The organism is Streptomyces sp. WM6378 (assembly GCF_001279695.1).
Classification (GTDB): Bacteria; Actinomycetota; Actinomycetes; order Streptomycetales; family Streptomycetaceae; genus Streptomyces.
In genome coordinates, this window is the sequence record NZ_LGDD01000199.1 from 18,060 (window position 1) to 31,408 (window position 13,349).

Annotated in this window: 13 protein-coding genes; 4 read left to right on the forward strand and 9 right to left on the reverse strand. The window is 71.1% G+C overall.

Annotated elements, in window-relative coordinates; all coding sequences use genetic code 11:
* Positions 1 to 76: 76 nt before the first annotated feature.
* Both ADK54_RS16765 and ADK54_RS16770 read right to left on the reverse strand, forming a co-directional pair.
* The gene (locus ADK54_RS16765) at positions 77 to 601 is read right to left on the reverse strand and encodes a DUF2617 family protein (RefSeq protein ID WP_053726442.1); all 525 of its coding nucleotides are present in this window, start codon (positions 599 to 601) and stop codon (positions 77 to 79) included.
* Positions 602 to 991: 390 nt separating this feature from the next.
* Entirely contained in the window at positions 992 to 1,312 is a 321-nt protein-coding gene (locus ADK54_RS16770; protein WP_159047788.1) for a hypothetical protein, read from the reverse strand.
* 113 nt (positions 1,313 to 1,425) lie between these two features.
* Here ADK54_RS16770 and ADK54_RS16775 point away from each other — a divergent pair, with 113 nt between their 5' ends.
* Together ADK54_RS16775 and ADK54_RS16780 are read left to right on the forward strand one after the other, a co-directional pair.
* Complete coding sequence (locus ADK54_RS16775) at positions 1,426 to 2,640, forward strand: pyridoxal phosphate-dependent aminotransferase (RefSeq protein ID WP_053726443.1); 1,215 nt, start codon at positions 1,426 to 1,428, stop codon at positions 2,638 to 2,640.
* A gap of 18 nt (positions 2,641 to 2,658) precedes the next feature.
* Complete coding sequence (locus ADK54_RS16780; protein ID WP_234392103.1) at positions 2,659 to 3,951, forward strand: hypothetical protein; 1,293 nt, start codon at positions 2,659 to 2,661, stop codon at positions 3,949 to 3,951.
* Positions 3,952 to 3,964: 13 nt separating this feature from the next.
* Here ADK54_RS16780 and ADK54_RS16785 read toward each other — a convergent pair whose 3' ends face one another.
* Together ADK54_RS16785 and clpB are read right to left on the reverse strand one after the other, a co-directional pair.
* A complete protein-coding gene (locus ADK54_RS16785) occupies positions 3,965 to 4,507 on the reverse strand; it encodes a YbjN domain-containing protein (RefSeq protein WP_053726444.1) in 543 nt (180 codons plus the stop codon).
* 122 nt (positions 4,508 to 4,629) lie between these two features.
* Positions 4,630 to 7,221 carry an ATP-dependent chaperone ClpB gene (gene clpB, locus ADK54_RS16790; RefSeq protein WP_053726445.1) on the reverse strand — a complete coding sequence of 864 codons (2,592 nt, stop codon included), beginning with the start codon at positions 7,219 to 7,221 and terminating at the stop codon, positions 4,630 to 4,632.
* Positions 7,222 to 7,352: 131 nt separating this feature from the next.
* Here clpB and ADK54_RS16795 point away from each other — a divergent pair, with 131 nt between their 5' ends.
* Positions 7,353 to 7,766: a pyridoxamine 5'-phosphate oxidase family protein gene (locus tag ADK54_RS16795; RefSeq protein WP_053726446.1), complete on the forward strand. Its 414-nt coding sequence runs from the start codon at positions 7,353 to 7,355 to the stop codon at positions 7,764 to 7,766.
* A 112-nt stretch (positions 7,767 to 7,878) separates the two neighbouring features.
* Here ADK54_RS16795 and ADK54_RS16800 read toward each other — a convergent pair whose 3' ends face one another.
* Positions 7,879 to 8,211: a (2Fe-2S)-binding protein gene (locus ADK54_RS16800; RefSeq protein WP_053726447.1), complete on the reverse strand. Its 333-nt coding sequence runs from the start codon at positions 8,209 to 8,211 to the stop codon at positions 7,879 to 7,881.
* 340 nt (positions 8,212 to 8,551) lie between these two features.
* Here ADK54_RS16800 and ADK54_RS16805 point away from each other — a divergent pair, with 340 nt between their 5' ends.
* On the forward strand, positions 8,552 to 9,529 hold the full coding sequence (locus ADK54_RS16805) for a helix-turn-helix transcriptional regulator (protein WP_234392104.1): 978 nt from the start codon (positions 8,552 to 8,554) through the stop codon (positions 9,527 to 9,529).
* Positions 9,530 to 9,534: 5 nt separating this feature from the next.
* Here the strand turns inward: ADK54_RS16805 and ADK54_RS16810 are convergent, their stop codons facing one another.
* The 4 genes from ADK54_RS16810 to dnaJ form a co-directional block, all read right to left on the reverse strand.
* The gene (locus ADK54_RS16810; protein WP_053726448.1) at positions 9,535 to 10,383 is read right to left on the reverse strand and encodes a helix-turn-helix transcriptional regulator; all 849 of its coding nucleotides are present in this window, start codon (positions 10,381 to 10,383) and stop codon (positions 9,535 to 9,537) included.
* Between the two features lie 114 nt (positions 10,384 to 10,497).
* Positions 10,498 to 11,472 (reverse strand): LuxR C-terminal-related transcriptional regulator, encoded by a 975-nt coding sequence (locus ADK54_RS16815; RefSeq protein WP_053726449.1) that lies wholly within the window; start codon positions 11,470 to 11,472, stop codon positions 10,498 to 10,500.
* Positions 11,473 to 11,654: 182 nt separating this feature from the next.
* Entirely contained in the window at positions 11,655 to 12,122 is a 468-nt protein-coding gene (locus ADK54_RS16820) for a heat shock protein transcriptional repressor HspR (protein WP_053726450.1), read from the reverse strand.
* 1 nt (position 12,123) lies between these two features.
* A complete protein-coding gene (gene dnaJ / locus ADK54_RS16825) occupies positions 12,124 to 13,305 on the reverse strand; it encodes a molecular chaperone DnaJ (RefSeq protein WP_053726451.1) in 1,182 nt (393 codons plus the stop codon).
* Positions 13,306 to 13,349: the final 44 nt, after the last annotated feature.

The following is a 13,349-nucleotide window of genomic DNA, read 5'->3' on the forward strand; positions in this document are numbered from 1 at the left end:
CGCTACGTCACACTCCGTTCGCATCCTGTCACCCACACGGGTTCAACTGGAGCCAACCATCGGGGGATCGAGCGCCTCAGAGCCAGGCGGGCACGGGCGCCCGCACGCCGACCCGGGTCCGGGTCACCACCAACTGCCCTTCCTGCGGGTAGGCGTGCCAGGTGCGCCACCACACCTGGCCGTCGCCGCGCTGCGCGAGCATCGCCGTGAACGCGTGCGGCGAGCCGGGAAACGTTCCCGCCAGTCCGTTGGGATGGTCGGCGACGAGCGCGAGGAGTTCCTGCGCGCGCCCCGCGAACGAGCCGCGCGAGAGCGTTTCGACGCGCGCGGCGAACTCGTAGTCCCACTCCCCGAGACGTTTCGCCACGCCGAGCGGCAGCGGCGTACTGCTGCCGGGCATGCAGGCGACGGTCTCCGAGCAGGTTCCGCGCTCCTCGTCGAGGAGCACCTGGTGCGAGGCGCCCAGAAGTCTCAACTGGAGCTTGGCGCCGGTCAGTTCGAGGTCGAGTACGGCGAGGGCGGGCAGCGGCTCGCGGCCCAGCGCCCAGGCGAGGTCGGCGGCACGCGTGTCGGTGTAGGCGGTCTTGAGGGTCGTGAGCATGGGTGGGCTCCGCAAAACACACATGTGGCGGGTGGGTGACCGAGGCCGCCTCGGACCGCAACGAAGGACGGGGGACCGCTCTGTGATCGCCCGGGGTCCGAGGGCTGCGTCGTTTCTCATCTGCGAGGGAATCATGAAGTGCGCGGCGCTCACAGCTTTTTTACCCAACTTGATGGGGTTTCCATCCCCTCGGGGGCCACTCGGTTCAAACGTTCAACTACAGGCGTGCAAGAGGGCGCCCGGCCGGCCGGAACCGACCGGGCGCACAACGGGCACGACCGGCGGTGGAATCGGCTGCCCCGTGACAGCCGCGACCACGTCCGAGCCGGTCGCCCCGTGGCCCATTGGCCCGAACTGCGCCTGCGCCGAGGGGAGTTCGGGTGCCGGCTCTCAGCTCGACCCGCAGCCTCCGCCGCCGCAGGACGAGTGGCCGCCGCACGAGGAGTGCCCGCCACCGCAGGAGTGGTGGCCGCCGCCCCCGTGGTGGCCGCCGTGATGCCCGCCACCGCCCGACGATCCGCCGTCCCCGCCCCCGGCCCACCAGCTGCCGGAGCTCCCGGAGCTTCCGGAGCTTCCGGAGCTTCCGGAGGAGGACGACCACCTCGACCGCTTGCGCGCCGCCATGGCCTTGCGCCGCCGCCGTGCCCCCGGGCTGGCCACGATGATCAGCAGCACCGCTACGACGATCCCCATCTCGATGGCGATGTCCATTCCCCCCACCGTCCTTGTCTCCCGCGGTCCCCCGTTGTCCCGCGTGGAGGGGGGATGCCCGCGGCTGCCGGACGCCAAAGCACACTTGAGCAACTCCAGAGGTTGCCCGCAGGATGGCGGTCATGACCTCCAGCGCACGCCCTCTCCTCAACCGTCGCCTCGCCGAGTTCGGGACGACGATCTTCGCCGAGATGTCCGCCCTCGCCCAGCGGACCGGGTCCATCAACCTCGGCCAGGGCTTCCCCGACACCGACGGCCCCGAGGCCGTACGGGAAGCGGCGGTCCGTGCCCTGCTCGACGGCCGGGGCAACCAGTACCCGCCGGGCCCCGGCGTCCCCGAGCTGCGCACCGCGATCGCCGACCACCAGGAGCGCCGGTACGGCCTCGCCTTCGACCCGGACCGCGAGGTCCTGGTCACCGCGGGCGCCACGGAGGCCATCGCCGCCTCCCTGCTCGCGCTGCTCGAACCCGGCGACGAGGTCATCGCCCTGGAGCCGTACTACGACTCGTACGCCGCGTGCATCGCGATGGCGGGCGCCACCCGCGTGCCGGTCACCCTGCGCCCGTCCGGGGGCCCGCGCGGCGGAGCCGCGCATGGACACTTCGTCCTCGACCTCGACGAGCTGCGCGCGGCCGTCACCCCGCGCACCCGGCTGATCCTCCTCAACACCCCGCACAACCCGACCGGCACGGTCCTGACCCGCGCCGAGCTCACCGCGGTCGCCGAACTCGCCTGCGAGCGCGACCTCCTGGTGATCACCGACGAGGTGTACGAGCACCTCGTCTTCGACGGCGCCGAGCACGTCCCGCTCGCCTCCCTGCCGGGCATGCGCGAGCGCACGGTCACCATCGGCTCGGCGGGCAAGACGTTCTCGTTCACGGGCTGGAAGGTCGGCTGGGTGACGGCGGCCCCCGAGCTGGTGGCAGCCGTCCGCTCCGCCAAGCAGTTCCTGACGTACGTGGCCTCGGGGCCCTTCCAGTACGCGGTGGCCGAGGCGCTGCGGCTGCCGGACTCCTACTTCGACGGGTTCCGCGCGGAGCACCAGGCCAAGCGGGACCTGCTGAGCGAGGGGCTCGCGGCGGCCGGGTTCGAGGTGTTCCGCCCGGCCGGCACGTACTTCGTGACCACCGACATCCGCCCGCTGGGCGAGAGCGACGGCTTCGCGTTCTGCCGTGCGCTGCCCGAGCGCGTCGGCGTCGTGGCGATCCCCAACGCGGTCTTCTACGACCACCGCGAAGAGGGCGCCCCCTTCGTCCGGTTCGCCTTCTGCAAGCGGACGGCCGTACTCGAAGAGGCGGTCACCCGGCTCAAGGCCCTGGCGGGCTAGGGCAGCGCTGCGACCCCCGTGCGCACCGCCGGGTGGGCGGAGTTCTACCCGGTCGGGGGCGCACCGGTCGCGGGAAGCCGGATCCGCGCTGATGGTCGGTCTGAACGACCAACGCGCGACCGGAGGTGTCCCCTGTCCGCCGAGATCACCGTTCCCGCCCGCGGCCGCCGGGCGGGGAGCATCACGAGCGCCCCGCCCTGGACCGGCGCGCTGCGCCGGGCGGCCCCCGCGCTCGGCCTGTTCGCGGCCGCGCGGCTGACCGGGCTCCTGATGGTCGCGGTCGCGGCCTGGCACCGGGGGTTCTCGCCGCGCGTGCGGCTCGCGACCTCCTGGGACGCCGACTGGTACGCCCGGATCGCAGCCCACGGCTACGGCCGCACGCTGTCCTGGCCGGACGGCTCGGTCCAGAGCGACCTGGCGTTCTTCCCGCTCTACCCGGGCCTGATCCGCGCGGTGACCACCGTCCTGCCGGTCACCGGCGGCACCGCGGGCCTGATCGTCTCGTGGACGGCGGCGGCGGCCGCGGCCCCCGGGATCTACCTGATCGGGGAGCGCCTCCACGGCCGCCCGGTGGGCACCCTGCTGGTGCTGCTGTGGGGGCTGCTTCCGCACTCCGTCGTCCTGACGATGGCGTACACCGAGCCCGTCATGACGGCGCTCGCGGCCTGGTCGCTGTGGGCGGTCCTGGAGCGGCGCTGGCTGTGGGCGGGCTCGCTCGCGCTGCTCGCCGGGCTCTCCCGGCCGAACGCCGTCGCGGTGACCGCGGCGGTGCTGGCGGCGGCGGGATACGAGATCTGGCGCGGCGGGCGGCGTTCCTGGCGGCCCTGGGCGGGCGCGCTGCTCGCGCCGCTCGGCTGGTGCGGCTACGTCCTGTGGGTCGGGGTGCGCAAGGGCGATCTGCTCGGCGGCTACTTCGCGGTGCAGGCCGGCTGGACGTCCCGGTTCGACTTCGGCGAGGGCTCGCTGGAGTTCGTGAAGAGGCTCGCGACGGCCCCGTACGACCTGGGATTCACGATGGCCGCGCTGCTGACCGCGGCGATGGTGGTGCTTTTCGTCCTTTTCGTCCTTGACCGGCCGCCGATGCCCCTGCTGATCTACACGGCCGTCCTGGTGCTGATCACGGTCGGCGGGTCGGGGTTCTTCGAGTCGAAGCCGCGCTTCCTGCTGCCCGCGTTCCCGCTGCTCGTCCCGCTCGCGCTCGCACTGACGAAAGCCCGGCCCCGGGCGGCGGTCGCGGTGACCGTCGCCCTGGCCGGGCTCTCGTTCTGCTACGGGGCCTATCTGCTGACGCTGGCCACCATGGCGCTCTGAATCACCCGAGGGGTCACTCGGAGTCGGACTCGCCGGACTCGTCGCCCTCGCCGGACTCGACGTCCTTCTCCAGGCCGAGCTGTTCGAGCAGCCACTTGTCGAACTCGATCGAGGCACGGACCCAGCTCACCGTGGAGGACACGAAGTGCTCCAGGGCGACCCCGGTGCCGATCAGCATCTGCGCCTCGCCGATGAGGCGGACGGTGCCGTCGTCGTGCGTGTGCGTGTAGACCTTGGGCCACAGGGTGCGGCGGTTCCAGTCGTCGATCGACTCCAGGATCTGGACCTTGTCGTCGATGCTGTGCGGCCGGTCGTAGAACGTCCGCACCGAGAAGACCTGCTGGTCGTCCTCACCGCGGAACATGAAGTACGTACGGAAATCCTCCCACGGCGCGGCGAGGTCGCCCTCGTCGTCCACGACGTACTTGAGCTCCATCTGGTCCAGGAGCTGCTTCACCAGGTCCTGGTCGGGGACGACGGGCCCGGACGGCGCACCGCCGGACTGCGGGCCCTGCTGAGCCCCGAAATTCGGAATCGAGGACGGGTCGATGCTCATCGTGAATCTTCCTTCGTACGGTTCCGGTCATCCTCCCCCATGCCGGGGCAGGGCTGGCAACCCCTGCCCCCGGGTATCCGCTGCGGGCTGACCGAATCGGGCCCGAGTGGCGTGGATCGGCCCTACTTCGCGGCCCCCACGATCAGCCCCTCCCCGAATCGGTCCACCCGAACCGTGTCACCGTCGGTCACTTCGCCCGCCAGGATCTCCTTGGCGAGCCGGTCACCGATGGCGGTCTGGATCAGGCGGCGCAGCGGGCGCGCTCCGTACGCCGGGTCGTTGCCCTCGTCGGCGAGCCACTGAAGGGCCTCGGGGGTGACGTCCAGGGTGAGGCGGCGGTCGGCCAGGCGCTTGGCCAGGCGGTCGATCTGGAGCCTGGCGATGTGGGACAGCTCGTCCTTGGTGAGGGCCGAGAAGACCACGAGGTCGTCGAGGCGGTTGAGGAACTCGGGCTTGAAGGAGGCCCGCACCACTTCCAGCACCTGCTGCTTCTTCTCTTCCGTGCTGGTCAGCGGCTCGACGAGGTACTGGCTGCCCAGGTTGGAGGTGAGGATCAGGATGGTGTTGCGGAAGTCGACCGTGCGGCCCTGGCCGTCGGTGAGGCGCCCGTCGTCGAGGACCTGGAGCAGGATGTCGAAGACTTCGGGGTGCGCCTTCTCCACCTCGTCCAGGAGCACGACGCTGTACGGGCGGCGGCGGACGGCCTCGGTGAGCTGGCCGCCCTCCTCGTAGCCGACGTAGCCGGGAGGCGCGCCGACCAGGCGGGCCACGCTGTGCTTCTCGCTGTACTCCGACATGTCGATGCGGACCATCGCCCGCTCGTCGTCGAAGAGGAAGTCGGCGAGGGCCTTGGCGAGCTCGGTCTTGCCGACGCCCGTCGGGCCGAGGAAGAGGAACGAGCCGGTCGGCCGGTCGGGGTCGGCGATGCCGGCCCGGGTGCGGCGCACCGCGTCCGAGACGGCCTGCACCGCTTCGGACTGGCCGATCAGGCGCTTGCCCAGCTCGTCCTCCATGCGGAGCAGCTTCTGCGTCTCGCCCTCCAGGAGGCGCCCGGCGGGGATGCCGGTCCAGGCGCCGACCACGTCCGCGATGTCGTCCGGGCCGACCTCCTCCTTCACCATGGTGTCCTTGGACTTCTCCTGCTCGGCCTCCGCTTCGGCGGCCTCCTCCAACTCCCGTTCCAGGCCCGGGATTTCGCCGTACAGAAGCTTGGAGGCGGAGTCGAAGTCGCCGTCGCGCTGGGCGCGTTCGGCCTGGCCGCGCAGATCGTCGAGCCGCTCCTTCAGCTCACCGACCCGGTTGAGGCCCTGCTTCTCCTTCTCCCAGCGGGCGGTGAGGCCGCGCAGCTCCTCCTCCTTGTCGGCGAGGTCCTTGCGGAGCTTGTCGAGGCGCTGGAGCGAGCCGGCGTCGGTCTCGTTCTTCAGGGCCAGCTCCTCCATGCGCAACCGGTCGACGGCGCGCTGGAGTTCATCGATCTCGACGGGCGAGGAGTCGATCTCCATGCGGAGCCGGGAGGCGGCCTCGTCCACGAGGTCGATGGCCTTGTCGGGCAGGAAGCGCGAGGTGATGTACCGGTCGGAGAGGGTGGCGGCGGCGACCAGGGCGCTGTCCGCGATCTGCACCTTGTGGTGCGCCTCGTAACGGCCCTTCAGGCCGCGCAGGATCGCGATGGTGTCCTCGACGGACGGCTCGGCGACCAGGACCTGCTGGAAGCGGCGCTCAAGGGCCGGGTCCTTCTCGATGCGCTCGCGGTACTCGTCGAGCGTGGTCGCGCCGACCATGCGGAGCTCGCCGCGGGCCAGCATGGGCTTGAGCATGTTGCCCGCGTCCATCGCCGAGTCGCCGCCCGCGCCCGCGCCGACCACGGTGTGCAGCTCGTCGATGAACGTGATGATCTGGCCGTCGCTCTCCTTGATCTCCGAGAGGACGGTCTTGAGGCGTTCCTCGAACTCGCCCCGGTACTTCGCGCCCGCGACCATCGCGCCGAGGTCGAGCGAGACCAGCTTCTTGTTCTTCAGCGACTCCGGCACGTCGCCCTTCACGATGCGCTGCGCGAGCCCTTCGACGACGGCGGTCTTGCCGACGCCGGGCTCGCCGATCAGCACCGGGTTGTTCTTCGTACGCCGCGAAAGCACCTGGACGACCCGGCGGATCTCCTGATCCCGGCCGATGACCGGGTCGAGCTTGCCCTCGCGGGCGGCCGCCGTGAAGTCCGTACCGAACTTCTCCAGCGCCTTGTACTGACCCTCCGGGTCGGGTGTGGTCACCCGGCGCCCTCCCCTGCTCGTCTCGAACGCGTCAAGGAGCTTCTTCGCGCTCGCTCCCTGCTGGGAGAGGATCTCACCGGCCTGCCCGCCCTTGGCCGCCAGGCCGATCAGCAGGTGCTCGGTGGAGAGGTAGGCGTCGCCCAGCTCCTTGGCACGCTGGGCCGCGTCCGCGATGACGGCGAGCAGTTCGCGGTTGGGCTGGGGCGGGGCCACGGTGGAGCCGGTCACGCTCGGGAGCGCGCCGAGGAGCCGCTCGGCGCCGGAGCGCACGGCGGCCTGGTCCGCGTCCACGGCGGCCAGCAGGTCGGTGATGTTCTCGTTGTCCTGGCCCTCCAGGAGCGCGAGCAGCAGATGCGCGGGGGTCAGATCCGGGTGGCCCCCGGCGACGGCCCGGTCGCTTGCCGCGTTGATCGCGTCCCGGCTCTTGTTGGTCAGCTCGGCATCCACGTGCGTTCGCTCCTCCTCGTCGTACGCCCTGGCAATGGCTTCACCACCTATGACCCTTCCAACGTACACAAACTTGAGTGCATTCCGCTCAAGGTGTTGGGAAGGGAAGGCGAGGGCTAGGTTTCTTGGCCATGGCCACAGACGTACGCAAGCCCGACGACGCCTATCTCAGCTTCTGGCGCGAGCGCCACATCTGCACCTTGACGACGCCGCGGCCGGACGGCTCGCCGCACGTGACGCCGGTGGGAGTGACGTACGACCCGGAGGCGGGGCTCGCGCGGATCATCTGCAACAAGAACAGCCGGAAGGTCGCCAACGTCCTCGCGGCGCTCGCGGCGGACCCGGCGGGCGCGCGGGTCGCGGTCTGCCAGCTGGCGGGCAAGCGCTGGGCGACGCTGGAGGGCCGCGCGGTCGTGCGCACGGAACCCGAGCTGATCGCGGACGCGGTGGAGCGCTATGCGGAGCGCTATCAGCGGACCCCGGCCCCGAACCCGGACCGGGTGCTGATCGAGATCAGGCTGACCAGGGCGATGGGCAACGCCTGAGACGCCTGCCGCCGGCACCCGGACAGCACAACGGCGCCATCGTGTTCAGGTCCACGATGGCGCCGCTGTGTGGGGGAAGCACCTGCGCGATGTACAACGACGGGGGATCGCGTCAGGCACTGCGGGGGGTGGCGGTGGATGAATCGGGTTGAGCCTCCGACTCGAAAAGCTGGTGGTCACGTTGGTCGAGATTCACGAAGACCATGCCGTACCGGACAACACAGCGAATGGGCTGCGGTGCCCCGCGCGGCCGGCGCAGGCACCGGTAGGCACGGACGTCCTCGTCGTCCTCACGGGCGATCAGGATCGGCTCACCGAGCAGGGTGACCATCAACGAATCGCCACGAAAAGGAACTGCTGTGGCGAGGTCGATGAAGTGCCACCCCGAGCGGTAGGCCGTGGCCATTTCGCGACGGAAGGTGCGGTCGTCGGGCGGGAAGCTCATGCGACGGCACCCTTGGGAGCGGTCTCCCAGGTGACGTCGCCACCTATCGCCACGACCTTCGGTGCGATCTCCCAGGTGACGTCCTGTGCGGTCGTTGCTCCGGACTTCGCGGGGTGGGTCTCCCAAGTGACGTCCCCAGGCGCCGAGAGAGCGCAGAGAGCAGCCGCCACAACGGCTGTCGTGCTTAGTGCTCGAACCATCCTGCTCATGGCCGATCTCCACCTCTTTTGATCATTACCTCCCCCCGCGGATACGACGATGGCCCACTCCGGCCACTTGCACCAGCGCAGCCAGGCATCATGTTCCTGTAATTCAAAAGGATGAGGGGGGTGCAACTAGGTTGAAACAAGGGCACATAGGACACGATCACGGCCCGGTTGATCTGTGCGAGACAGGAACGGCTCTGTACGCCCTTGCCCTGCGTACAGGCGGGATATCCCGCTCAGAGGCCGACTCCGCCCCGTGCCTGGTCGACCTCACCCTGCTCCGCCCCGATCCCGACGACGCCCAGCTGCTGCGCCCGGTTCCGCCCACGGTGGTGCTCAACCTGCTGACCCAGCCGCTGGAACGCGAGATCCAGGAGCGCAGAAAGCTCTCGGTCGCCCTCGCCGACACCTTCGAGCCATTCATGTCGATCGCGACGCCGGCGACCACCGGCACGCACGCGATCACGGTCCTCGAAGGCCTCGAACTGATCAACGCGACCCTCGACCGCGTCATCAACGAATGCACCGAGGAACTGCTCGTCATCCAGCCCGGCAGCGGCCGCAGGCCCGAGAGCTTCGAGGCGGGCCTGCGCCGCATCGAGCCGCTGCTCGCCCGCGGCGTGGAGATGCGCACCCTCTACCAGCACACCGCCCGCCACCACTCCGCCACCATCGGCTACGTGGAACGGATCGCTCCGTACGGTCTGGAGGTGCGCACCCTTGAGGAGATCATCGACCGGCTCATCATCATGGACCGCAAGATCGCCTTCATACCCGCCCGCAGCGACCGTCAAGTCGCCCTGGAACTGCGGCACGAGGGGCTCGTGCAGTACCTGGTGGGCGTCTTCGACCAGTTCTGGCAGTACGCCACCCCGTGGGACGACGAGGTGCCCTACCACCTGGAGACGGCCGGCATCACCGGCGTCCAGCGCTCCATCGCCAAGCTCCTGGTGGAGGGCCACGTGGACGAGGCGATCGCCCGCCGCCTCGGCATGAACGTACGCACCTGCCGCGCGCACATCGCCAAGCTGGCGGCCGCGCTCGGCAGCGGGAGCCGTGCCCAACTCGGCTTCCTCATCGCACAGTCCGGCATCCTGGACAAGGACGCCTGAAACCGTCACCGCGGGGCGACCGGGTGCGCGGGGCCGCCGAGGCCGGCCCGGGCGATGCGGACGCCGAGCTGTGCGCGGCTGGAGGAGCCGAGCGCCTCGGCGAGGCGGCCGATGTGGTGGCGGCAGGTGCGCACGCTGATGCCGAGCCGCTGCGCGACGGCCGCGTCCTGGTGGCCCTCGGCGAGCAGCGCCGCGATGACGCGCTCGCGGTGCGTGATGCCGGCGATGCCGGTCGCCGCCGGTACGGGTTCGGCGAGCGGGACGGCCCGGTTCCACAGGCACTCGAAGACCGTCACCAGGTGGCCGACGAGGGCGGGCTGGCGCAGCTCCAGGGCGCTGGTGCGCTCCGGGTTGGCGGGCAGGAACGCCACCGTGCGGTCGAAGACCATCATCCGGTCGGTGACCTCGTCCAGGGTGCGCACCTCGGCGCCGTCGCCGAGCCGCTCCAAGTAGGCGTTCAGGGCGGGCCCGTAGCGGGCCACGTGCGTGTACAGGGTGCGCATCCGCGCGCCGCGGGCCACGAGCGCCGGGTCCCGCGTCGAGGCCTGCGCCAGGATGCTCGGCGAGCGGATCCCGTCGGGCTGCACGGTCAGCATCTCGGTGGCGCAGGCGGCCGAGGCCGAGGCGATGGCCGCGTCGATCTCGTCGAAGCCGTCGAGCACCCGGACGGCCGCGCAGGGCTCGGGGGCGCGCGTGCCGATCGACGCGTACCGCTCGAAGGCCTCGGCGATCCAGCCCGCCCTGCGCCGCGTGTCGGCGAGGCCGTCGTGGATGCCGCGCACCAGCAGAGCCACGGCAGCGGCGTCCACCTCGCCGCCCCCCGGCCCCGCGTCCCCGTGAGTCGAGCTGCTCATACTGAACACCACGATGCATCCCGAGCCGCCCGGCCACCACCGTCATGTTGCTGCACTGCATCAACTGGAGGTGGAATAAAGCTCGACATGTCCGCATGTTGCGCGCGTCGCGGATTACCGAGGGTGCGCGTCCAGGCCCAACTGTGCGATGCGGACGCCGAGTTGGGTGCGGCTGGAGCTGCCGAGGACGTCGGCGAGGCGGCTGATGTGGTGGCGGCAGGTGCGCACGCTGATGCCGAGCCGCTGCGCGATCACCGCGTCCTGGTGGCCCTCGGCGAGCAGCGCCGCGATGACCCGCTCGCGGTGCGTGACGCCCTCGATGTCGGTGGCCGCGGGCACGGCCTCGGTCAGCGGCACCGCGAGCCGCCACAGCCGCTCGAAGACGGTCGCCAGGTACTCGACGAGCGCCGGGTGGCGCAGCTCCAGGGCGCTGCTGTCGTCCGCGGCGGCCGGGATGATCGCCACCGTACGGTCGAACAGGAGGAGCCGGTCGGTGACTTCGTCGAGGGTGCGCACCTCGACCGCGCGGCCCTCCAGCTGGTGCAGGTAGTCGGCGAGACCGGTGCCGTAGCGGGCGACGTGGGTGTACAGGGTGCGCATCCGCACCCCGCGCTCCACCATGTCCAGGGCCCGCGGCAGCGCCTGCGACAGGACGTGCTCGGGGCGGATGCCGCGGGGCTGGATGGTGAGCGCCTCGGTGGTGCAGCCGGCGATCGCGTCGTCGATGGCCGCGTTGATGCGGGGGATGCCGTCCAGGACGCGGATGGCCTCGGTGCCGGCCGGCGCGGGCGCGTCGAGGGCGGCGAACCGCTCGAACGCCGCCGCCACCACGCCCGTTCGGGCCTGGCTCGCCGCGATGTCCTCGTGGATTCCGCGCAACAGCCGTGCCATCACCGCCTGCGGGGAGGTCGGCAGGAGCCATTCGAGGGCGCCGGGGTCGGGGTGCAGGAGCCCGAGATCGATCAGGCAGGTGGCGTCGCCCGCGGCCTCGCGCGCGAGGCGTCCGGCGCGCAGCGCCTGCGCGTACGCCCGTTCCCCGGCCGCGCACAGCCGGTCCGCGCCATGCGGATGCGCCACCTGCTCAGACATGCCCTCCCCCGCCTCCCTGCGACCGAGCCCGATGACCTTATCCCCATCGGACCCCGCGTTCACGGTGATCGCCGAGTGAGCGCCAGGCGAGCGCCGAGTGAGCTCCGGGCGCGAAAGGCCCGCCGCCCCGGAAGGGGGCAGCGGGCCTTTTCGGACGCGTACGGGGGCCGGAGCCGACGGGGCTACTCCGACGACCTCTTCGGGCGCCAGACGACCAGCGCGCTGGCCTGCTGGACGTCCTGGTACGGGACCAGGTCCCGGCGGTAGGACGCGTGCACCTGGGCCTCGCGCTGCTGCATGGCGACGGCCGCGCCCTCGACCGCGGAGGACAGCTCGGCGACCCGGGCCTGGAGGGCGGCGACCTGGTGCTCCAGCTCGATGATGCGCTTGATGCCCGCCAGGTTGATGCCCTCGTCCTGCGACAACTGCTGCACCGTACGCAGCAGTTCGATGTCACGGGCCGAGTAGCGCCGGCCGCGCCCGGCCGTGCGGTCGGGCGAGACCAGGCCGAGGCGGTCGTACTGCCGCAGGGTCTGCGGGTGGAGGCCCGAGAGCTGGGCCGCCACCGAGATGACGTACACCGGCGTCTCTTCGTTCAACTCGTAAGCCCTAGAGCCAAATTGAGGCTGTCGACGCTGGCGGGGGTCCATCTCATGCTCCCTTCGCGGCCTGGAACAGTTCTGCCCGCGGGTCCTGGCCCGCAGTCGCCTCGCGGTAGGTCTCCAAGGCCTCGCGGGCCTTGTCGTCCAGTTCCTTCGGCACGGTCACCTCGACCGTGACCAGGAGGTCGCCCCGGGTGCCGTCCTTGCGGACCGCGCCCTTGCCGCGGGCCCGCATCGTACGGCCGTTGGGAGTGCCCGCGGGGAGTTTCAGGGTGACCGGCGGGCCGCTGAGCGTGGGCACCTTGACCTCGGCGCCGAGGGCGGCCTCCGTGAAGGTGACCGGCACCGTGACGGTCAGGTTGTCGTCCTTGCGGCCGAACACCGGGTGCGCGTCGACGTGGACGACCACGTACAGGTCGCCCGCGGGGCCGCCCCGCTCGCCCGGCGCGCCCTTGCCGCGCAGCCTGATCCGCTGGTTGTTGCTGACGCCCGCCGGGATGCGGACCTGCATGGTGCGCGAGGAACGCGCCCGGCCGCTGCCCTTGCAGACGTCGCACGGGTTCTCGGCGATCAGGCCGCGGCCCTTGCAGTCCACGCACGGGTCGGTCAGCGAGAAGCCGCCGCCCGAGCCGCGCGAGACCTGGCCGGTGCCGACACAGGTCGGGCACACCCGGGGCGTGCCGTTCTTGTCGCCGGTGCCCGAACAGGCCTTGCAGGGGGACTGGCTGGACAGCCGGATCGGGACGGTGGCCCCGTCGACCGCCTCGGTGAAGCTGAGCGTCACCTCGGACTCCAGGTCCTGCCCCCGGCGCGGCTGGGTGCGCGTGCCGGTGCCGGCGCCGCCCCGGTTGAACAGGCCGCCGAACACGTCGCCGAGGCCGCCGCCGAAGCCGCCTGCCCCGGCGCCGCCGGGCTGCTGCCCGCCGAACAGGTCGCCCAGGTCGAAGTTGAAGCTGCCGCCGCCGGCCCCGGGACCGGCCCGGAAGCCGCCGTTGCCGAACAGGGCGCGCGCCTCGTCGTACTCCTTGCGCTTCTTGGGGTCGCCGAGGATGTCGTTGGCCTCGGAGATCTCCTTGAAGCGCTCCTCCGCCTTGGTGTCGCCCTTGTTGGCGTCGGGGTGGTTCTCGCGCGCGAGCTTGCGGTACGCCTTCTTGATCTCGGCGTCGGTGGCGTCCTTGGGGACGCCGAGAACCTTGTAGTAGTCCTTCTCGACGAAGTCCTTCGTGTTCATCGACGTCCCTCCTCTCGGACGATCACTTCTTCAATGACCGCTGC

What these genes read in the sequence shown, in the direction of transcription:
- ADK54_RS16815 (WP_053726449.1), bottom strand. Translation starts at nt 11,472, where the DNA reads ATGTCTGAGCAGGTGGCGCATCCGCATGGCGCGGACCGGCTGTGCGCG.
- ADK54_RS16765 (WP_053726442.1), bottom strand. Translation starts at nt 601, where the DNA reads ATGCTCACGACCCTCAAGACCGCCTACACCGACACGCGTGCCGCCGAC.
- ADK54_RS16820 (WP_053726450.1), bottom strand. Translation starts at nt 12,122, where the DNA reads ATGGACCCCCGCCAGCGTCGACAGCCTCAATTTGGCTCTAGGGCTTAC.
- ADK54_RS16770 (WP_159047788.1), bottom strand. Translation starts at nt 1,312, where the DNA reads ATGGACATCGCCATCGAGATGGGGATCGTCGTAGCGGTGCTGCTGATC.
- ADK54_RS16775 (WP_053726443.1), top strand. Translation starts at nt 1,426, where the DNA reads ATGGCGGTCATGACCTCCAGCGCACGCCCTCTCCTCAACCGTCGCCTC.
- ADK54_RS16810 (WP_053726448.1), bottom strand. Translation starts at nt 10,383, where the DNA reads ATGAGCAGCTCGACTCACGGGGACGCGGGGCCGGGGGGCGGCGAGGTG.
- ADK54_RS16800 (WP_053726447.1), bottom strand. Translation starts at nt 8,211, where the DNA reads ATGAGCTTCCCGCCCGACGACCGCACCTTCCGTCGCGAAATGGCCACG.
- dnaJ (WP_053726451.1), bottom strand. Translation starts at nt 13,305, where the DNA reads ATGAACACGAAGGACTTCGTCGAGAAGGACTACTACAAGGTTCTCGGC.
- ADK54_RS16785 (WP_053726444.1), bottom strand. Translation starts at nt 4,507, where the DNA reads ATGAGCATCGACCCGTCCTCGATTCCGAATTTCGGGGCTCAGCAGGGC.
- ADK54_RS16795 (WP_053726446.1), top strand. Translation starts at nt 7,353, where the DNA reads ATGGCCACAGACGTACGCAAGCCCGACGACGCCTATCTCAGCTTCTGG.